25 protein-coding genes are annotated in these 18,797 nt (G+C 72.1%); 9 read left to right on the top strand and 16 right to left on the bottom strand.

Annotation, left to right across the window (positions count from 1 at the left end; all coding sequences use genetic code 11):
- Nucleotides 1–141: 141 nt before the first annotated feature.
- The 5 genes from ACCP09_RS11045 (at nt 142) to arfB (ending at nt 3,915) form a co-directional block, all read left to right on the top strand.
- Nucleotides 142–381 (top strand): DUF397 domain-containing protein, encoded by a 240-nt coding sequence (locus ACCP09_RS11045; RefSeq protein ID WP_017985762.1) that lies wholly within the window; start codon nt 142–144, stop codon nt 379–381.
- Complete coding sequence (locus ACCP09_RS11040) at nt 368–748, top strand: hypothetical protein (protein WP_433745519.1); 381 nt, start codon at nt 368–370, stop codon at nt 746–748. Before ACCP09_RS11045 ends, ACCP09_RS11040 begins: the two co-directional genes overlap by 14 nt.
- Before the next feature lie 134 nt (nt 749–882).
- Nucleotides 883–2,397: an amidophosphoribosyltransferase gene (gene purF, locus ACCP09_RS11035; protein ID WP_020421419.1), complete on the top strand. Its 1,515-nt coding sequence runs from the start codon at nt 883–885 to the stop codon at nt 2,395–2,397.
- A gap of 29 nt (nt 2,398–2,426) precedes the next feature.
- Entirely contained in the window at nt 2,427–3,497 is a 1,071-nt protein-coding gene (gene purM, locus ACCP09_RS11030; protein WP_017985765.1) for a phosphoribosylformylglycinamidine cyclo-ligase, read from the top strand.
- The gene (gene arfB / locus ACCP09_RS11025) at nt 3,478–3,915 is read left to right on the top strand and encodes an alternative ribosome rescue aminoacyl-tRNA hydrolase ArfB (protein WP_433745516.1); all 438 of its coding nucleotides are present in this window, start codon (nt 3,478–3,480) and stop codon (nt 3,913–3,915) included. Before purM ends, arfB begins: the two co-directional genes overlap by 20 nt.
- A 7-nt stretch (nt 3,916–3,922) precedes the next feature.
- On the opposite strand, the gene ACCP09_RS11020 is transcribed toward arfB, so the two are convergent.
- Genes ACCP09_RS11020 through ACCP09_RS11010 form a run of 3 tightly spaced genes read right to left on the bottom strand, consistent with a single transcriptional unit; the run spans nt 3,923 to nt 5,536 of the window.
- Nucleotides 3,923–4,507, bottom strand: coding sequence for an IS5 family transposase (locus ACCP09_RS11020; protein WP_433745513.1), 585 nt, complete (start codon nt 4,505–4,507; stop codon nt 3,923–3,925).
- 20 nt (nt 4,508–4,527) lie between these two features.
- Entirely contained in the window at nt 4,528–4,965 is a 438-nt protein-coding gene (locus ACCP09_RS11015; protein ID WP_027933322.1) for a VOC family protein, read from the bottom strand.
- Between the two features lies 1 nt (nt 4,966).
- Nucleotides 4,967–5,536: a DinB family protein gene (locus ACCP09_RS11010; RefSeq protein ID WP_400982403.1), complete on the bottom strand. Its 570-nt coding sequence runs from the start codon at nt 5,534–5,536 to the stop codon at nt 4,967–4,969.
- 62 nt (nt 5,537–5,598) lie between these two features.
- Between ACCP09_RS11010 and ACCP09_RS11005 the strand changes: the two genes are divergently transcribed.
- The gene (locus tag ACCP09_RS11005) at nt 5,599–6,588 is read left to right on the top strand and encodes a helix-turn-helix transcriptional regulator (RefSeq protein ID WP_027933320.1); all 990 of its coding nucleotides are present in this window, start codon (nt 5,599–5,601) and stop codon (nt 6,586–6,588) included.
- On the opposite strand, the gene ACCP09_RS11000 is transcribed toward ACCP09_RS11005, so the two are convergent.
- The 4 genes from ACCP09_RS11000 to ACCP09_RS10985 all read right to left on the bottom strand — a co-directional run bounded on the left by ACCP09_RS11000 (nt 6,552) and on the right by ACCP09_RS10985 (nt 9,312).
- Nucleotides 6,552–7,133, bottom strand: a complete 582-nt coding sequence (locus tag ACCP09_RS11000) for a VanZ family protein (protein ID WP_433745508.1) — start codon at nt 7,131–7,133, stop codon at nt 6,552–6,554. The genes ACCP09_RS11005 and ACCP09_RS11000 overlap by 37 nt on opposite strands.
- Nucleotides 7,134–7,263: 130 nt before the next feature.
- Nucleotides 7,264–8,154 (bottom strand): Gfo/Idh/MocA family protein, encoded by an 891-nt coding sequence (locus tag ACCP09_RS10995; RefSeq protein ID WP_433745505.1) that lies wholly within the window; start codon nt 8,152–8,154, stop codon nt 7,264–7,266.
- Between the two features lie 2 nt (nt 8,155–8,156).
- Nucleotides 8,157–9,017: a 3-hydroxybutyryl-CoA dehydrogenase gene (locus tag ACCP09_RS10990; RefSeq protein WP_123684442.1), complete on the bottom strand. Its 861-nt coding sequence runs from the start codon at nt 9,015–9,017 to the stop codon at nt 8,157–8,159.
- Nucleotides 9,018–9,114: 97 nt separating this feature from the next.
- Entirely contained in the window at nt 9,115–9,312 is a 198-nt protein-coding gene (locus tag ACCP09_RS10985; RefSeq protein WP_017985773.1) for a DUF3073 domain-containing protein, read from the bottom strand.
- Between the two features lie 198 nt (nt 9,313–9,510).
- Between ACCP09_RS10985 and ACCP09_RS10980 the strand changes: the two genes are divergently transcribed.
- Both ACCP09_RS10980 and ACCP09_RS10975 read left to right on the top strand, forming a co-directional pair.
- A complete protein-coding gene (locus ACCP09_RS10980) occupies nt 9,511–10,410 on the top strand; it encodes a hypothetical protein (protein WP_027933318.1) in 900 nt (299 codons plus the stop codon).
- 365 nt (nt 10,411–10,775) lie between these two features.
- Nucleotides 10,776–10,934: a hypothetical protein gene (locus ACCP09_RS10975; RefSeq protein ID WP_400982417.1), complete on the top strand. Its 159-nt coding sequence runs from the start codon at nt 10,776–10,778 to the stop codon at nt 10,932–10,934.
- Between the two features lie 7 nt (nt 10,935–10,941).
- Here the strand turns inward: ACCP09_RS10975 and ACCP09_RS10970 are convergent, their stop codons facing one another.
- Together ACCP09_RS10970 and ACCP09_RS10965 are read right to left on the bottom strand one after the other, a co-directional pair.
- Complete coding sequence (locus ACCP09_RS10970; protein ID WP_027933317.1) at nt 10,942–11,502, bottom strand: RsiG family protein; 561 nt, start codon at nt 11,500–11,502, stop codon at nt 10,942–10,944.
- Nucleotides 11,503–11,551: 49 nt separating this feature from the next.
- Nucleotides 11,552–12,679, bottom strand: coding sequence for a YgfZ/GcvT domain-containing protein (locus tag ACCP09_RS10965; protein ID WP_378332872.1), 1,128 nt, complete (start codon nt 12,677–12,679; stop codon nt 11,552–11,554).
- Between the two features lie 30 nt (nt 12,680–12,709).
- Between ACCP09_RS10965 and ACCP09_RS10960 the strand changes: the two genes are divergently transcribed.
- Nucleotides 12,710–13,555, top strand: a complete 846-nt coding sequence (locus tag ACCP09_RS10960; protein WP_400982423.1) for an aminodeoxychorismate lyase — start codon at nt 12,710–12,712, stop codon at nt 13,553–13,555.
- Here the strand turns inward: ACCP09_RS10960 and ACCP09_RS10955 are convergent.
- The 7 genes from ACCP09_RS10955 to ACCP09_RS10925 all read right to left on the bottom strand — a co-directional run bounded on the left by ACCP09_RS10955 (nt 13,546) and on the right by ACCP09_RS10925 (nt 18,792).
- Nucleotides 13,546–14,409, bottom strand: coding sequence for a biotin-dependent carboxyltransferase family protein (locus ACCP09_RS10955; protein ID WP_433745499.1), 864 nt, complete (start codon nt 14,407–14,409; stop codon nt 13,546–13,548). The two genes, ACCP09_RS10960 and ACCP09_RS10955, sit on opposite strands and share 10 nt — an antisense overlap.
- Nucleotides 14,406–15,017, bottom strand: coding sequence for a 5-oxoprolinase subunit B family protein (locus ACCP09_RS10950; RefSeq protein WP_017985780.1), 612 nt, complete (start codon nt 15,015–15,017; stop codon nt 14,406–14,408). Before ACCP09_RS10950 ends, ACCP09_RS10955 begins: the two co-directional genes overlap by 4 nt.
- 5 nt (nt 15,018–15,022) lie before the next feature.
- A complete protein-coding gene (locus ACCP09_RS10945; RefSeq protein WP_027933312.1) occupies nt 15,023–15,637 on the bottom strand; it encodes an FABP family protein in 615 nt (204 codons plus the stop codon).
- Nucleotides 15,638–15,877: 240 nt separating this feature from the next.
- The gene (locus ACCP09_RS10940; protein ID WP_400982433.1) at nt 15,878–16,186 is read right to left on the bottom strand and encodes a DUF1416 domain-containing protein; all 309 of its coding nucleotides are present in this window, start codon (nt 16,184–16,186) and stop codon (nt 15,878–15,880) included.
- A 2-nt stretch (nt 16,187–16,188) separates the two neighbouring features.
- On the bottom strand, nt 16,189–17,028 hold the full coding sequence (locus ACCP09_RS10935) for a sulfurtransferase (RefSeq protein ID WP_027933311.1): 840 nt from the start codon (nt 17,026–17,028) through the stop codon (nt 16,189–16,191).
- A 39-nt stretch (nt 17,029–17,067) separates the two neighbouring features.
- Nucleotides 17,068–17,499, bottom strand: coding sequence for a DUF4395 domain-containing protein (locus tag ACCP09_RS10930; RefSeq protein WP_026153632.1), 432 nt, complete (start codon nt 17,497–17,499; stop codon nt 17,068–17,070).
- An 858-nt stretch (nt 17,500–18,357) separates the two neighbouring features.
- Complete coding sequence (locus tag ACCP09_RS10925; protein ID WP_027933310.1) at nt 18,358–18,792, bottom strand: TlpA family protein disulfide reductase; 435 nt, start codon at nt 18,790–18,792, stop codon at nt 18,358–18,360.
- Nucleotides 18,793–18,797 lie beyond the last annotated feature (5 nt).

The raw sequence follows: 18,797 nt of genomic DNA, 5'->3' as shown, positions 1-18,797 counted from the left end.
CCTCACCCTCCGATCTGGGATTAGTCTCGGCCGTGCACGTGCATTTACCCGTGCAGTCACCAGTGGTAGCGTGATCGCCACAAGGCCAGTGCACGTGCATTTGCACCGCGCAGATGCACTGACCCGGAAGGTTGGGGAAGTATGGCTGAGCAGTTCGTGAACGGCATGCCCGCCGGCGCCCTCACCGGCGCGTCCTGGCGCAAGAGCGCACGCAGCGGAGCCAACGGCAACTGCGTCGAGTTCGCCCAGCTGTCCACGGACCGGTTCGCCGTCAGAAACTCCCGCTACCCCGAAGGCCCCGCGCTCATCTACACCCGCGACGAACTGGCCGCGTTCGTCGCGGGGGCGAAGGACGGCGAGTTCGACGATGTCCTCAACTGACACGGCCAAGTCCGTCGACGACCTGCTGCAGGACCTCATCGCCCGCGGTTACCAGTTCGTGCACCCGCGCGACGCGAAGGGCGCCGTGATCGCGGTCGTCGGCGTCCGCGCGCACGACGCGGTAATCGACGTGGTCCGCCTCAACGCCGAGGACGACGTGGTCGCCACTCGCATCCCCGGCGACGAGGACGACGTCCTCGCCCCGCGGACGGTGCTGTGGCGCACCGCGGGCGAGGCCGCCCCGGTGCTGGACGAGCTGCTCGCCCTGCCGGACGACGCCGCGGCGCCGCCGGACGAGTCGTCCGGTCGCGGCGGCTGCTGGGTGCCCACCGGCACCGGCCGCTCCACCTGGCTCGCCGCGAGCTGACCCGCAAGCCGCTCCCGTGAGGGGGAGTCGGCGCCCGGTGGTCAGTGGCCAGCGCCACTGACCACTGGGCGTCACTTCGATCGTCCACGACCTACACTTGAGTAGGCCTGCCCTCGTCTCCAGGGAGCACTTTCGTGGTTTCCCACCACATCGACGACCAGCCCGAGCGCGAACCGCGAGAAGAGTGCGGTGTCTTCGGTGTCTGGGCCCCCGGTGAAGAAGTCGCGAAGATGGCCTATTACGGCCTGTACGCGCTCCAGCACCGTGGGCAAGAAGCCGCCGGCATCTCGGTCTCGGACGGCAAGCAGATCGTGGTCTTCAAGGACCTCGGACTGGTCAGCCAGGTGTTCGACGAGCAGGTGCTCTCCTCGCTGCAGGGGCACATCGCGGTCGGGCACTGCCGGTACTCCACCACCGGGTCCTCGACCTGGGAGAACGCCCAGCCGATGTTCCGCCACACGGCGACCGGCAGCGGCATCTCCTTCGCCCACAACGGCAACCTGGTCAACACCGCCGAGCTGCGGGACCGCACCCGCGCCGCGGGCCTCAAGCCGCACCGCGAGCTGACCGGCTCCTCCAGCGACTCCGACCTGGTCGTCGGCCTGCTCGCGGACGCCGCCGCGGACAAGGGCACCGAGGCCGCCGCGCTGGACCTGCTGCCCACCCTGCGCGGCGCGTTCTGCCTGGTCTTCGCCGACGAGTCGACGCTGTACGCCGCCCGCGACCCGCACGGCGTGCGCCCGCTGGTGCTCGGCAGGCTGGAGCGCGGCTGGGTCGTCGCGAGCGAGACCGCGGCGCTGGACATCGTCGGCGCGTCGTTCGTCCGCGAGGTCGAGCCGGGCGAGCTGATCGCCATCGACGCCGAGGGCCTGCGGTCCTCGCGCTTCGCCAGCCCGGAGCCCAAGGGCTGCGTCTTCGAATACGTCTACCTGGCCCGGCCGGACACCTCCATCGCCGGCCGCAGCGTGCACGCCACCCGCGTGGACATCGGCAAGCGGCTGGCCGCGGAGAACCCGGTCGAGGCCGACCTGGTCATCCCGGTGCCGGAGTCCGGCACCCCCGCGGCGATCGGGTACGCGCAGGCCAGCGGCATCCCGTACGGCCAGGGCCTGGTCAAGAACGGCTACGTCGGCCGCACCTTCATCCAGCCCTCGCAGACCATCCGCCAGCTGGGCATCCGCCTCAAGCTGAACCCGCTGCGCGACGTGATCCGCGGCAAGCGGCTGGTCGTGGTCGACGACTCGATCGTCCGCGGCAACACCCAGCGCGCCCTGGTGCGGATGCTGCGCGAGGCCGGCGCGCTCGAGGTGCACGTCCGGATCGCGTCGCCGCCGGTGCGCTGGCCGTGCTTCTACGGCATCGACTTCGCATCCCGGGCCGAGCTGGTGGCCAACGGCGCCGACCTGGAGGGCATCCGCCGCCTGATCGGCGCCGACTCGCTGGGCTACGTCTCGCTGGACAGCCTGGTCGCCGCGTCCGAGCAGCCGAAGACCCGGCTGTGCACGGCCTGCTTCGACGGCCAGTACCCGATTCCGCTGCCGGACGACGCGCTGATCGGCAAGTACGTGCTGGAAGGGCTCGACCCGGCGGATGCCAGGACCGTCACCCAGGCCGGGTACGGTGCTGAGGATGCCGTCCGGCGTCCGTGAGTCCAGTCGAGTTCAGGAGTCCGCTTGCCGTGAGCGAGTCCACGAGCGCAACCTATGCCGCAGCCGGCGTCGACATCGAAGCCGGTGACCAGGCGGTCGAGCTGCTGAAACCGCACGCGGAGCGCGCGAGCAGGCCCGAGGTGCTTGGCGGGGTCGGCGGGTTCGCCGGGTTGTTCTCCCTCAAGCTGGACCGGTGGAAGGAGCCGGTGCTCGCGTCGTCCACCGACGGTGTCGGCACGAAGATCGCGGTCGCGCAGGCGCTCGACAAGCACGACACGGTCGGCATCGACCTCGTCGCGATGGTCGTGGACGACCTGGTCGTCACCGGCGCCGAGCCGCTGTTCCTGCAGGACTACATCGCCGTCGGCCGGGTCGTGCCGGAGAAGATCGCCGCGCTGGTCGCGGGCATCGCCGAGGGCTGCGTCCAGGCGGGCTGCGCGTTGCTGGGCGGTGAGACCGCCGAGCACCCCGGCCTGATGGGTGAGCACGACTACGACATCTCGGCCACCGGGGTCGGCGTGGTCGAGGCGTCCGAAGTGCTCGGGCCGGAGCGGGTGCGCCCCGGTGACGTGGTCATCGGCATGGGCGCGTCCGGGCTGCACTCCAACGGTTACTCGCTGGCCAGGCACGTGCTGCTGGAGATCGCGCGGATGCCGCTGGAGGGGCACGTCGAGGAGTTCGGCCGCACCCTCGGCGAGGAGATGCTCGAGCCGACCCGGATCTACGCCAAGGACTGCCTGGCGCTGGCCGCCGAGGCCGACGTTCGCACGTTCGCGCACATCACCGGTGGCGGGCTGGAGGCCAACCTGGCGCGGGTCATCCCGGCCGGGCTGCGCGCCGAGCTGGAGCGCAGCACGTGGACGCCGGCGCCGGTGTTCGCGTTGATCCAGCAGCGCGGCAAGGTCGAGCGGGCCGAGATGGAGAAGACGTTCAACATGGGCGTCGGCATGGTCGCGGTGGTCGGGTCCGAGGACGTCGACCGGGCGCTGGCGGTGCTGACCGCGCGGCACGTGCCGGCGTGGGTGCTGGGCGAGATCCGCACGACCGAGGACACCGAGGCCCCGCGCGCGGTGCTGACCGGTGACCACCCCCGGTTCTGACCTGCAGGTTTCCCGGCGGCTGGTGATCCCGGCCGCCGAGCTGCGCGAACGGTTCTCCCGCTCGTCCGGGCCCGGTGGTCAGGGCGTGAACACCACGGACTCGCGGGTCGAGCTGTCCTTCGACGTGGCCCGGTCGCCGACCATTCCGGACGATCTGCGGCCGCGGTTGCTGGAGCGGTTGCGGTCGCGCCTGGTCGACGGGGTGCTGACGATCGCGGCCAGCGAGCACCGCGCACAGCTGGCCAACCGCGAGGCCGCGCGCGAGCGGTTGGTGGCGGTTCTGCGCGCGGCGGCCGCGCCACCCCCGCCGCCGCGCCGCCCCACCAAACCGTCGCGCGGCGCGAAGGAGCGACGGCTGGCGGAGAAGAAGCGCCGGGGCGACGTCAAGCGCGGCCGCCGCGGAAGGTTCGACGACTAGGTCTGTTTCAATGGCGTAGCCACTCGTTGATCGCCGCGATGTGCACGGTCGCCTCGTAGCGAACCGCGAGTTTGTCGAACCGTGTGGCGACGCCTCGGTTGCGTTTGAGGCGGTTGATGCCGCACTCGACCGCGTGCCGTTGCTTGTAGATCTCTGGGTCGAATGCCGGTGACCGCCCACCGGCCCGGCCGCGGTTGCGGCGATGCCGGACCTGATCAGAGGGCTGGGGAATCGTGCACGCGATCCCGCGCCGCCGCAGATAGGCCCGGTTGGCGCGGGAACTGTAGGCCTTGTCCGCCAGGACACGATCCGGCCGGGTCCGGGCTCGCCCACCACCAATCCGGGCGACCCGGACCCTGGCCAGCACCACCTCAAACTGCGGTGAATCACCACGTTGACCGGCGGTCACCAGCAACGACAACGGTTTCTGGCCTTGCTCGGTGGCCAGGTGCAGCTTGGTCGTCCAGCCTCCCCGCGACCGGCCCAGCGCGTGGTCGGCCGGTTCGGGCCCGTCGATACCGCCTGGCGGTTCCTTTTGCAGGTCGCCGTCGATGCGGGCGCCTGCGGCGTGCTGGTGCGCCCGGTTGATCACCCTGCCGTGGTGATCCACAGCTAGTCCAGGCAGAACTCGTTGCCCTCGATGTCGGCCATGACGATGTGCCCGAACGCCATCGGCGGCGCCGGCTCCCGGCGGTGGATCCGCTTCGCGCCGTGGGCGGTCAGTCGCTCGGCTTCCGCTTCCAGCGCTGCCATCCGCTCGTCGCCCCGGAGGCCGGGGGCCGCGCGCACGTCGAGGTGCACCCGGTTCTTCACCGTCTTGCCCTCGGGCACCTTCTGGAAGAACAGCCGTGGGCCCTTGCCGTCGGGGTCGACCACCGCGGAGGCGTCGTTGCGCCGCTCCGGCGGCACGCCCATCGCCTCCAGCGCCTGGTCCCACGAGTCGAACCCGGCGGGCGGGGCCTGCAGCTCGTAACCGAGGGCCTCGGCCCAGAACGCGGAGACCGCGGCCGGGTCGGCGCAGTCGAAAGTGACCTGGATTTCGCGGGCCATGTCAGTTCGCCTCCTGGTGGATCCGGGTGTGCAGGTACAGGTCGCGGAGCAGGGACACTTCGGACAGGTGGTGGATCAGCTCGCGGTTGATGTGCAGGACCAGCGCGGCCATCGGCCATTCAGCGTACGGCCCCTCGGCCTCGCCGCACGGGCGCGCGAGCGCCTCTTCGCCGAGCGACTCCACACCCTTCATCCACATCGCGTACTCGGCGTCGAGCTGGGACAGCGCCTCGTCGGCGGTCGGCGCGTACTCGAACGACTGGTAGTCGGTGGGGGTGCGGCCGAAGTGGGCGGCGTTGCGCACCGCGAGCACGCCGACGATCACGTGCCCGAGGCGCCAGGCGATCGTCGTGATCGGGGCCGGGTCGGGTTCCGGGAACGCGAAGTCGATGGTCACCGACCCGGCCCCGGCCTGCACCGGCGCGGTGCCGGTGCCACGCGGGCGCACGTTCCAGCTGCCCGGCGCGGGTTCCCAGAAGTACTCGTCGTCGGTGAGCCCGGCGAGGCGGTCGCGCAACTGGTTGGTCCAGTGCCAGTCGATCTGGTCGCGGAGCAGTCGGTTCAGGTTCATGGGGGCAAGCATGCAACCAATAGCGGACAGGATCGTTCCGCGATCTCTGGAACCATTCCGGCATGAGCGTGGAAGCCACCGTCGAGCGGGTCTTGCGGCTGCTGGCGCTGCTGCAGCGGCGGCCGTCCTGGACCGCCGCCGAACTCGCCGCGGAGCTGGGCGTCACCGACCGCTCGGTGCGCCGCGACGTGGAGCGTCTGCGCGCGGTCGGCTACCCGGTGCACGCCACGGCGGGCGTCGGCGGCGGCTACCAGCTCGGCGCGGGCACCCGGCTGCCGCCGCTGCTCCTCGACGACGAAGAGGCCATCGCGACCGCGGTGTCGCTCCGGCTGGCGTCCGGCGGCACGGTCGCCGGGGCCGGCGACGCGGCGCTGCGGGCGCTCGCGAAGCTCGACCAGGTCATGCCGCCGCGGCTGCGCGCCGAGGTGCGGGCGGTGCACGGAGCCACCGAGACGCTCGTCGCGGGCATCGAGATCGACGCGGAATTGCTGGTCACGCTCGCCCGCGCGTGCCGGGACGCGGTGCGGGTGCGGTTCCGGTACTCCAGCCGGGGCAGCGAGGACCGCGAGCGCACGGTCGAGCCGGTGCGCATGGTCGCCACCAACCGCCGCTGGTACCTGATGGCCTGGGACGTCGACCGCGACGACTGGCGCACCTTCCGGCTGGACCGGATGCGCGAGGTGACGGCCACGACCTGGCGCTTCCGGCCGCGCGAGCACCCCGACCCGGTGGCGTACGTGCAGCGTTCGGTCAGCGCCGCGCCGTACCGCTACCTCGCCAAGGTGCGGCTGCGGGCCGGCGCCGAGGAGGTGCGGGACCTGGTGCCGCCGCAGGTCGGGCGCGTCGAGGAGGACCGGGACGGGTGGTGCCTGCTCGTCGCGGGCGGCGACCAGCTGGACTGGCTGGCCGTGCACGTCGCCCGGCTGGGCTACGAGGCGGAGATCCTCGAACCGCCGGAGCTGCGCGAGGCCGCGGCCCGGCTCGCCGAACGCGTCGCCGCGATGGCCGGGGACACTCAGACCCCCACCGGGCGCTTGCCGGGCGCGGACTGACGCGGCGCGGGAATCCCGAGCACCGCGCGATCCCGCATCCAGCCGCAGCTCAGGGTGGCTCCGGCCGCCGCGCCCAGGGTGTTCAGCAGGACGTCGTCGGTGGAGGTGACGCGGCCGAGGTGCAGGGCGAACTGGGTCAGCTCGATCGCCGCGGACGCGGCAAGCGCGGCCCACGCCACCCGCGCGACGGAGTGCAGGCGGGCCAGCCGCAGCGGCAGCAGCGCGCCGAGCGGGGCCAGCAGCAGCAGGTTTCCGGCGATCTGCCACAGCGAGCCGTCGTCGGTGAACTCGGTCAGGATGTCCGAGCCCGGCACCAGGTGCAGCGAGCTGGTCCGGGTCGCGCCGACCGGGATCATGGTGAGCGCCAGCACCAGCGCGGCGAGCAGGACGGCGCCGACGTCGATCCCGGCGGTCGACGCGGCGACCCACATCGGCCTGGTCCGGCTCCGCCGACGGGCCAGGAACCGCCACGCGAACAGGGCGAACGGACTGGCGATGATCGTGACCGGGGCCAGCACCCCGAAGCTCGAGACCAGAATCCCCACGCGAATCCCCTTCCCCGCCTGCAAACGATCTTCGCAGCGGGCCGGGAAAACGGCAGGTCCGAAGGGGTGCTCTTTGCGGTGATCTTCTCGACGCGCCGATCACCCTCCCGGACCTTGCCGGGATCTTGTGTTAACGCGCGAGTGACAGGGCGTTTTCCAGCAGCCGCTGGAGGTGCAGGCCGCGGTGCACGTCGCACGGGTGGGACGTGGTGCCGGTGTCGACCATCGCGGCGAAGTCGTCGAGCATCGCGGTGTAGGACTGGGCGGCGCCGCCCTCCTTGCGGCCCAGCGTGCGGTAGCCGTGCTCGCCGTAGACGGCGAACTCGACGACCGTCGGCCGCATCGGCAGCCGCAACGACAACGTGGCCGAACTGAGCGCGCCACCCGCGTGCTCGAAGACGACGTGCCACAGGTCGTTGGGCCCGCGGTGCGCCGAGCGCACCCGCTCGATCGTGCCGAGCGCGGCGTCGAGCAGGTCGAAGGCGTGCGGCCCGACGTCGGCCAGCGTGCCGCCGTCCGCCTGCCGCCACGGCGAAGCCGCGTACGCGCCGCCGAGCAGACCGCCGGACAGCCACCGCACGCCACCGCCGCTCCAGCCGCCCGCCGCGGCGAGACCGGCCAGCCAGTCCCGCGTCGCGGTGGCGTAGCGCAGGGTCAGCATCACCAGGCTCGCCACGCCCGCGCCGGCCACGGCGTCGGCCAGCCGCTCGGCGCCCGCGACGTCCGCGGCGATCGGCTTCTCCAGGATGACGTGCTTGCCCGCCTTGGCCGCCTCGACCGCCAGCTCGGCCTGCGTCGACGGCGGCACCGCGAAGGCGACGGCGTCGACCTGGCCGAGCAGGTCGTCCAGGCTGGTGCACACCTCGGCGTCGTACGGCTGCGCCAGCTCCCGCGCGGCCTCCTCGCGGCGCGTGAACACCGCGCTCAACCGCGTCGACGGGTGGTCGGCCAGGCCGGGCGCGTGCACGGTGCGGGCCCACGGACCCGCGCCGACCAGCCCGACGCGCAGCGGTTCGTCCACGATCAGGAGTAGGAGTAGAAGCCGCGGCCGCTCTTCTTGCCCAGCAGCCCGGCGTCGACCATGCGCAGCAGCAGCGGCGGCGGCGAGTAGAGGGGCTCCTTGAACTCCTCGTACATCGACTCCGCGATCGCCTTGATCGTGTCCAGCCCGATCAGGTCGGACAGGCGCAGCGGACCCATCGGGTGCGCGGTGCCCAGCTCCATGCCGCGGTCGATGTCCTCGGCCGAGGCGAAGCCCGACTCGATCATCCGGATCGCCGACAGCAGGTACGGCACGAGCAGCGCGTTCACGATGAACCCGGCGCGGTCCTGCGACCGGATCACCGTCTTGCCGAGCGAGCCGGTCACGTGCTCGTCCGCGCGCTTCACGGTGTCCTCACCGGTCAGCAGCGACGGCACCAGCTCGACCAGCGGCAGCACCGGGACCGGGTTGAAGAAGTGGATGCCGATCACCTGCTGCGGACGGCTCGTCGCCATGCCCAGCTTCATGATCGGGATGGATGAGGTGTTCGAGGCGAACACCGCGTCCGGCCGCTCGACGATCTTGTCGAGCGAGCGGAACACCTCGACCTTCGCCTGCTCCTGCTCGATCACGGCCTCGATCACGAGGTCGCGGTCGGCGAAGGCGGCGATGTCGGTGGTGAAGGTGAGCCGCCCGAGCGCCGCGTCGGCGTCCTCGGCGCTCAGCTTGCCCGCCTTGACCGCGCGCTGCAGCGACTTCTCGATGCGCGCGCGACCGGCGTCGAGCGCCGGCTGGTTGACCTCGGTGATCGTCACGTCCGCACCCGCACGCGCGTGCACCTCGGCGATCCCGGAGCCCATCAAACCGGCTCCGACCACGCCTACTCGCTGGATGTCCGCCATCGCACCTCTCCAGTTCCGGCGCCCGACGACGCATGACACAACACACGAGGGCGGGTTCCGGTCACGACCGGACCCACCCTCGTGTGCTGGTCAGACGTCAACGACGGTAGTCGTCGTACTCGTCGGCGTACGGGTCGTACGGGTCCTCGTACTTCTCGTCCTCTTCACGAGGATGAGAATTGGAGGACTGTCCTGACAGCTCGCGCTGAAGCGCAGCGAAATCTGTGTCGGGAGTGCTGTACTTGAGCTCTCGCGCCACCTTCGTCTGCTTGGCCTTGGCCCGGCCGCGCCCCATGGCTCGACCCCCTCGCACAGGGAACGGGGCGGCCGGGGGAATCGGCGGCCCCGCATCGTCTCGACAATTGGTTCCTGGTGACACCGTACCCTGTCCGAGGGGTCCAATGCGACGTGGCTTCGTGTGCTTGTCACGACAGTGTCGGGGATTGCGCCGGTCGGTGGTCGCGACCGGGCGGCGACGTGCCACGATTCAACGGTGCTCCGACCGTTCGTGGCCTACCTCCGGGTGTACGAGCCCCTGTCCGCGTTCGGCGACCCTCCCCCCGCGGGGCTGCGCAAAGCCGTCGAACAGGCCCAGCTGAGCCGCGCGGCCGCCGCCGAGCGGGAACAGCTCATGTGGTTGAAGTCACAGACCACCACTCCCGTCCGGCTGCTGCCCGGCGAGCTGCCCGGCGGGCGGGCGCTGCCGAACGCCGACGTGCTGGTGCTCGACCCGGCCGAGGTCCCCACCGACACGGGCGCGAAGGTCGGGCCCGGCCCGCTCGTGTGCCCGCTGGAGGTGCGGGCCCGCTCGGCCGCGGCGCTGGTGAGCTTCCTCGGCGACGCGCACCCGTCGCTGCACGCCGCGGTGATCGACTCGGCCGGCGTGAGCGAGGAGAAGCTGAAGGCCAGGGCCAGCTCGGCGCTCGGTGATCTGCCGCAGGCCGCCGTGCACGTCCTGTCCACCACCTGGACCGTGCCGCTGCCCTGGTTCGCGCTGGTCGACCCGAAGCACCGCAGGCTGAACCTGGGCTCGGGCCCGGACGACCCGGAACGCGAGGTCTCCTGGCGCGTGGCGATGGGCGACGCGACCCAGCGGGTGGCCGAGGCGCGGGAGCTGGTGGAGGAGACCCTCGGCGATTCCGGCCCGGCGCGGATCCTGGCGGAGACCGCCCGGTGGCTGACGAACTTCGACCCGGCGTCGGCGGTCGAGCTGGACTACGGCGGGCTGGTGCAGCTGATCGCCGACCCGGTGCTGGAGTCGGACACCAGCGCGGAGGAGGTGCACAGCATCATGGACGCCCTGCGTTCCGGCGACATCGAACAGATCGCCGAGCTGTTCACCGACCTGCGTGACTACTGGTCCGAGCTGGCGGCCCGCGAGCACTTCAACTAGGACGCCCCGTACCTGACCAGTACTGATCACCCGGACGAGCAGTTACCGCCAGGACTTCGATGATCGGAAGGCGTCAGCTCCGGGCGCTAGCTTTTGCAACGCTTGCAAAACCTAGGAGACGCCATGCGAATCGCTCAGCTCACCGCGGCCACCGTCGCGTTCACCACGGCGGCAGTCCTCGCCACCACCGGAAGCGCCCCGCGACCGTCGATCCGCCCGGCGGCAGCTGGGATCACACCTTCCGGGGCACCGGGGTCGTCGTCTACGTCGAGGAATACGGCGACATCATCTCCGTCTGCGACACGTCCGCGAACGGGAAGCCGGCCTATGCCGACGTCTGGGTCGGCACCGACCCGCGGTACTCGATGAAGGTCTCCACGGGCAGCGGCAGCTGCGTGTCCCACCGGGCCAGCGAGGGTGGCAAGTACAACCTGCCCGAGGGCAAGGAGATCTGGGTCCAGTACTGGGGCACGACCCTCAACTCCAGCGAGAAGCCGGAGAGCCCGTTCGTCAACGACCACTGACGCCGGTTCAGACGTCGTCCGCCCGCTCCGCGGCCAGCAGGTCGTCCACGGAGGCCGAGCCCTTCGCGTAGCGGGCGGCGATCTCGGCGTTCAGCTGGTCGACCACGGCCTGCACCTCGCGACGGCGCTGCGACACCGACGCCTCCTCGCCCCGATAGTCGTCGAGGGTCGCGGCCAGCTTCTCGTCGGAGAGCGCACCCACGTCGGTCAGGTCGGCGTTGCCCACCAGCGCCTCGGCCTGGCGCCGGTACTCGCCGGCGCGGGAGGGCTCCAGCTGCTGGTACCGGCCCGAGCCGCGCGCCGGGCGCAGCGCGTTGTCGGACAGGATCGTGGCGAGCTGGTCCACGATGCTCTCGCCGCCGGAGCGCCGCCGCTCCTGCTCGGCCCGCACGATGTCGATCCGCGCGTGCAGCAGCCGCCGCAGGTAGGAGAGATCGGTCTCCTCCTGGGCAGCCTCGTCCCGGCGCTCACGCAGCTGCCCGAGCGACAGGTCGGCGAGGCCCCGCACGTAGGCGGGGTCCAGGACACGGTCGATGCGACGGCGTCCGCCCGGCCGGACTTCGATCACCGGGACATAGTGCTCCATGCCGGGCCCAGGCGCCAGGGCGGGTGCGTTATCACCCGCGCAGGCGAGCGGCGGCCTCCCGGCCGGGCGCGGCGCCTTCGGCGGGCACCGAATCGGGGTCGACCGCGGCCTGCACGACCCGGTCCTCGTCCCCGGCGAGCAGCTCGGCGTCCACCGGCGCGGACCGCTTGACCAGGGCCAGCGCGATCGGCCCCAGCTCGTGGTGCTGGGCGACGCTGCCGACCCGCCCGACGACGCGCTCACCGAGCTTCACCGGGTCCCCGGTCTCCGGGTAGATCTCCGGTGAGCCGTCCAGGTGCAGCAGTACCATCCGCCGCGGCGGGCGGCCGACGTTGAACACCTTCGCCACGGTTTCCTGCCCGCGGTAGCAGCCCTTGGCGACGTGCGCGGCGCTGCCGATCCAGTTCACCTCGTGCGGGATCGTCTTCCCGTCGGTGTCCACGCCCAGCCGCGGCCGCAGCGACTCGACCCGCAACGCGTCGAATGCCCAGGTGCCTGCCGGGCGCGCGCCCGCGTCGGTGATGCGGCGCCACCAGTCGGCCAGCTCGCCGCGCGGCACGGCGAGGTCCACGCTGGACCGTCCGGGCCAGGGCATGCGCCGGGCGAAGCCGCGGCCGACCGGCACGACGGAGTACGGCTCGGCGCCCAGTTCGATGTCCAAAGCGGACAGCACCCGGCCGGCCTCCGGGCCGAGCACGGTGAGGATCGCCAGCTCGTCGCTGACGTCCTTGATCTCCACCTGGGACCAGAACTTCATCGCTTCGAGGTACTCGCGCAGGGTCTGCTTGCCGCCCTTGGGCAGCGCGCTGGTCGCCTCCGGCCCCGGGTCGGTGTCCAGGTACACGGCCTCCCCGACGTGCGCGAGGACCATGTGCGTGTCGACGTGCCCCTGGCTGTCCAGCACCAGCGCCTCGGTGCCGGTGCCCTCGGCCAGCTCGGTGACGTGCTGCGAGATCACCAGGTGCAGCCAGGACAACCGCTCCGGGCCGGTCACCTCCAGCACCTCGCGGTGCGAGCGGTCGACGACGGCGACGCTGCGCGCGGCGGTGCGCTGCTCGGCGAACGGGTCGCCCCAGTGCCAGGGCACGCCCTGCTCGGGGTGGTCGTCCGGCGGCGCGATGGCGCCCGGCGCGGCGAGGAGCGGAGAAACGAGCGGCATACCCCGATGTTAGGTGAGTACGGTGACCGCATGCGCGTACTCGCTTTCCTGAACGGGAACCTGGCCGATCCGGACGAACCGCACATCCGGGTCGAAGACCTCGGCCTGATGCGTGGCGACGGCGTCTTCGAAACGGTCCTGGTCGCCGACGGGAAGGCCCGGGAGTTGCGCCCGCACCTGGACCGGATGGCGCGGTCGGCGTCCATGCTGGACCTGCCGGAGCCGGACGACGCGGCGTGGCAGCGGGCCGCGCAGGCCGTGATCGACAACTGGTCCGGCGGCCGGGAGTTCGCGCTGAAGCTCGTGTACACCCGCGGCACCGACCCCGAGGGCGAGCCGACGGCCTTCGCGCTCGGGATCGAAATCGACCCGAAGGTGTTGCGCGCCCGCGACGAGGGGGTCGCCGTGGTGACCCTGGAACGCGGCATCGACCCGGGGCTGGCCGAGCGCGCGCCGTGGCTGCTGCTGGGCGCGAAGTCGCTGTCCTACGCGGTCAACATGGCCGCCGTGCGGGAGGCCGCCCGCCGCGGCGCGGACGACGTGATCTTCACCGCCGGCGACCTGACCTCCGTGCTGGAGGGCCCGACGTCGAACGTCATCGTGGCGCGCGGCGGCACGCTCTACACCCCGCCGGCCGGCATCGGCATCCTGCCCGGCACCACGCAGGCGGCGGTGTTCCGCGCCGCCGAGCGGGCGGGCTGGTCGACCAAGATCGAGATGATCCGCACGCCCGACCTGCACAGCGCGGACGGGGTGTTCCTCGCGTCCTCGGTGCGGAAGCTGACCCGCGTGCACACCCTGGACCACCAGCCGCTGCGGGACTCCTCGGCGATCCACGCCGAGCTGGCCCAGGCCTACGAAGCCCTCTACGCGTAGGGGCGGAAGCGGATCGTCGTGCCCGGCCGGGCCTGCGCGAGCGCGGGCAGCGCCCGCGGCACGACGACGGCGATCACCGGGTAGCCGCCGGTGGTCGGGTGGTCGGCGAGGAACACCACCGGCAGCCCGTTCGGCGGCACCTGGATCGCGCCGGTGATCACGCCCTCGCTGGGCAGCTCCTCGCCCTCGCGCGCGTCGGTGCGCCGCAGCGCCGGACCGTCCAGGCGCAGGCCGACGCGGTTGGACTCGCTGGTCACCGTCCACGGCGCGGACAGTTGGTGGGCGGCGTCGCCGAACCAGTCGTCGCGCGGGCCAAGGACGACCGGGACGACCAGGTCGGGCGGGTTCGGCGGGGCGGTGACGGTATCGGCGCCGTCCGGGATCCCGGCCGGCGCACCCAGTGGCAGCACGGCGCCCGGCTCCAGTGGCGGTGGGCCGATCTCGGACAGCACGTCGCGCGACCGGCTGCCCAGCTCGGGTTCGACGTCGATCCCGCCGGAGACGGCGAGGTAACAGCGCAGGCCGGTGTCCGGGCGCCCGATGCTCAGGGTCTGCCCCGCGGCGAGGTGGACCGGCACGTGCGAGCCTGCCGGGCGGCCGTCGACGGCGACCGCGACCGGCGGGCCGGTGACCGCGACCGTGCAGGACGCGCGGGCCGTCACGGTGAGCCCGCCGAGCAGCGACTCGATCCCGGCCGCGCCCTCCGGGTTGCCGACGAGCCGGTTCGCGAGCCGCAGCGCCGGGACGTCGAGGGCGCCGGACGGCGGCACGCCGAGGTGCGCGTGCCCGGGGCGGCCGAGGTCCTGCACGAGCGCGAGCAGACCGGTCGCGACGACCTCCAGTGCGCGGCTCACCCGATCCTCCGGAACCGCACCCGGTCACCGGGTGCGAGCAGGGCCGGCCGCTCGGCGCGGCTGTCGAACAGGACGGCGTCGGTGTGCCCGAGCAGGCGCCACCCGCCGGGCGACGAGCGCGGGTAGACGCCGGTGAACTCGCCCGCGATGGCGACCGACCCGGCCGGGACGCGCGTGCGTGGAGTGTCCAAACGCGACTGACGGAGGGGTTCGGGCAGGCCGGTGAGGTAGCCGAACCCAGGGGCGAACCCGGTGAACGCGACGGTGTAGGTGGCGCCGGTGTGCAGTTCGACGACCTCGGCGGCGGTGATGCCCGCGGTGCGCGCGACCAGGTCGAGGTCCTCGCCGTCGTAGCGGACGTCGATGGTGATCTCCCGCGGCTCGCCGCCGTTCCCGCCGTCCAGGTCGGCTGATTCCACGAACCTGCGGGCTTCGGCGAGCCCCGTGGAGCCCGGGCGCGCGGCGATCAGCACGGTGCGGGCGCCCGGCACGACCTCGACCAGGTCGGGCAGGCCTGCGGCGACCACGGCGGCACGGACGGCGCTCATCTCGGCCAGCGACTCGCACTCGACGAGCGCGGCGTCCGGGCCGTAGCGCAGCCAGCGCACGCGGGCTAGCCCACTACGCGCTTGAGGTACAGCGAGACGTGCGGCTGCATGGGCTGGCCGACCATCGCGCGCTCCTCGACGTAGCCGAGGTCGCCGTTGTTGACCAGGCCGTAGAGCCGCTGCGCGCCGGTGACCTCCTTGGCGGTGGAGGTGCGCACGACCGCGTCGGTGCCCAGCTCCCAGGACGTCTGGGTGCGCGGCTTGCCGTAGAAGACCTCGATGATGCCGGTGTTGTGGGCCAGCAGCAGTTCGAGCGTGTCGTCGGCCTGCGGGCGCCACCAGCCGACCTCGCGGGCGGCGGCGCGGATCACGTTGCCGTCGTCGTCGAGCAGCCAGGAACGGGCCTCGTGGTAGAGGAACGGGCGGCCGTCGTGCGCGATGGTGAGCTGCTGCGCGATCCGCCGGGGGCCCTCGATGGTCGGGTAGTTGACCTCACCCTCCCCGCGCCACACGCCGACGAGCGGCAGCAGCGCCAGGCAGGCGTCGTTCAGGTTCGCGCCCTCGCGCAGGTTCGCGGTGTCCACCGGGATCGGCAGGTCGTCGAACTGCGGCAGGTTGCGCCCGCGCGTCGACTCGGCCCGCTCGGCGGCGGCTGCGACGGCGTCATCGCCGGATGTCATCGGTCAGCGCTGGTCGGCGTACAGCCGGTAGACGACGTACACGGTGAACCAGAGGATCGCGATGCCGGCGAGCACCAGCAGCGTCGTAAACAGGATCTCCACGTCCAGCAGGATAGCCGCCGGCAGGGGGTTCACTCGCCCCGCACCCGCGTGGTGAGCGCCACGCCCGGCGCCGGGTTCGTCCGGGTACGACGACGGCCACCCCCGCGGCGTGCGCGGGGGTGGCCGTCGAGGCAGGAATCAGCCGACCGAGATCGCGACCTGGTGCAGGCCGGGGCCCTCGGCGGTCACCGAGGCCTCGCCGTTGCCGGAGCGGTGCAGGGCGCGCACCGTCCAGGCGCCGGGCGCGGCGTAGAACCGGAAGTCGCCGTCTGGGGAGGCCTGGACCTCGCCGGCGAAGTCGCCGTCACCGTTCAGCAGGCGCACGTAGGCGCCGCCGACCGGGCCGTCGCCGCCGACGACCTTGCCGGCAACCACGACCTGCCCGTTCGTGTCGATGTCCGCGGGCGTCGCCGTCTGGACCGGCGCGCCGCAACCGTCAGCACTCATCGTCACTTCCCCGTTCCGGTTTCGATCGGCACGCCGACCAGCGAGCCGTACTCGGTCCACGAACCGTCGTAGTTCTTCACGTCCTCGAGCCCGATCAGCTCGTGCAGCGCGAACCAGGTGTGGCTGGAGCGCTCACCGATGCGGCAGTAGGCGATGGTCGCCTTGGACGTGTCCAGGCCCGCCTCGTTGTAGAGCTCGGTGAGCTCCTCGGCGGTCTTGAAGGTGCCGTCCTCGTTCGCGGTCTTGGCCCACGGCACGTTCAGCGCCGTCGGGATGTGGCCGCCACGCTGCGCCGACTCCTGCGGCAGGTGCGCCGGGGCCAGCAGCTTGCCGGAGAACTCGTCGGGCGAGCGGACGTCGACCAGGTTCTTGGTGCCGATCGCGTCGACGACCTCGTCGCGGAAGGCGCGGATCGAGGTGTCCGGCTCCTTGGCGACGTAGTTGGTGCGCTCGCGCTTGACCTCGTCGGAGGTCAGCTCGCGGCCGTCCAGCTCCCACTTCTTGCGGCCGCCGTCGAGCAGCTTGACCTTGTCGTGGCCGTACAGCTTGAAGTACCAGTACGCGTACGCGGCGAACCAGTTGTTGTTGCCGCCGTACAGGATGACCAGGTCGTCGTTGGAGATGCCCTTCTCCGACAGGAGGGCCTCAAAGCCCGCCTTGTCGACGAAGTCGCGGCGAACCGGGTCCTGCAGCTCGGTCTTCCAGTCGATCTTGACCGCGCCGCGGATGTGGCCGCCGTCGTAGGCGGTGGTGTCCTCGTCCACCTCGGCGAAGACCACGCCGGGGGTGTTCAGGTTCTCCTCGGCCCACTGCGTGGTGACCAGGACGTCTTCACGGCTCATGAGAGCACTACTCGCTTTCTTCTTCTCGTGGGTGGACTGTCAGGAAGCCTGGCTCGGCGCGACGCGCCGGATCAGGAGGTACATCTCGCAGCCGAGGCAGAAGTTGAAGGCCGCGTTGAGGAACGCCGCGAACAGCGCGAACGCCGTCGCGACGATGCCGAGCGCGGTGACCCCGGTGGCGTAGCCGACGGTGCCGACCAGCGCGAACACGAACCCGACCGCCTGGGCGAACCGCAGCGGCGCCGCGTCCTCCCGCTCGGACGTCGGCGCGAGCCGGGGCGCCACGAGGTAGCGGTAGAGCAGCGAGTACGGGGCCGGCTTGAGGCCGATGAACGCGCCGATCGCGAACACGACCGTCTGGACGGCCAGCAGCGGCCACCACCCCGTGATCAGGACCACCGCGAGCACGACGGTCGTGATGACGGCCGCGAAGCGCGGTCCACGGGGGTCTACGGCTGGGCCTGCTGACATGTCACCTCCCTGGCGGGGCGCGCGTGAGCGCGCGTCGGAATGGGTTTTTCCGGCGGGGGGAGAAGCGGGTACGGCTGAGGCGGACCCGCTAGGGCAGACACAGGCTGCTGCGCACGCGGCAGAAGTCGACCGCGCGACGTTGCGTCAGCAGAGTGAGGGGCAGCCTGCACACGAGCGTCAGGCTACCCGGACGTCCCTGAAAGTGGGAGTGGCGTCCACCCAGTGAGAGCATTCCCACGATCCAAGAAAAAAATTCGACCCAGGTCAGCGGTGTGTCGCTCCGCCACATGGGGCCGGGAGGTGCGGCGTGAGGGCCGGGAGGTGCGGCGCGAAGGGCGGGAGCAGCGCGGCCGGCGGCAAGTCACTCCGTCACGCCCGTCGGAAGGCACGACGGCAGTGCCACCAACGGCCAAGGTCAGCGGCTTGACCCCGGTCGCGCGGGCCGGAAGTGCGGCGCGAGGGCCACCAGCAGCCCGGCCAGCGGCAACCCAACCCCGCCACACCCGCCCGAAGGCGCGGCACGAGGGCACCCTCAACGCAGCCAGCGGTAGGTCACTCCGCCACGCGGGCCGGAAGGCGCAGCACCAGGGCCACCAGCAGCCCCGCCAGCGGCAACCCAACCCCGCCACACCCGCCCGAAGGCGCGGCACGAGGGCACCCTCAACGCAACCGGCGGTAGGTCACTCCGCCACGCGCGGCGGGAGATGCGGTGCGAGGCGCCGCCCACAGCGGCATATCACTCCGCCGCCCGCGCCGGAAGGCGCGGCACGTGGGCTTTCTCAGCGCAGCCGGCGGCGTGTCAGCCGATCACACCCGCCGGAAGGCGCGAGGGCGCACTCAGCCCAGCTCAGCGACGTGTCAATCCGTCACCCGGGCCGGGAGGTGCGGCGCGAGGGCCTCCAGCAGCGCGGGAGCCTTCGGCACGCCGCCGACGCGCAGCAGCTCGGTCCCGTCGGATCCGTAGGCGATCGTGGTGGGCGTGCGCAGCACACCCAGCGCCTGCGCGACCTCCGGCTGGTTCGTCACGTCCAGCTCGACGTGGTTCAGGCCGTCGGTGCGCTCGGCCAGTGGGCCGAGCAGGGCGCGGGTGTGCCGGCAAGGGGTGCAGAACGTGGTGGAGATCTGCACCAGGGTGACGCTGGCGCCGGTGTCGAGCGCCGCGGCGACCGGTTCGGGCAGCCCGGCCGCGGGTGCCCGGCGAGCCGCCCGGACGCGACCGTTGCGCGCCTTGAGCAGGCCGCCCGCGACAGCCGCGACCACCAGCGTGCCGAGCACGACCCACACGCCCGTCATCCGCG

The organism is Amycolatopsis sp. 3B14 (assembly GCF_050958625.1).
GTDB lineage: Bacteria > Actinomycetota > Actinomycetes > Mycobacteriales > Pseudonocardiaceae > Amycolatopsis_E > Amycolatopsis_E thermoflava.
Note: the sequence above shows the minus strand (reverse complement) of the source record. Positions and strands in the feature narration are given on the sequence as shown.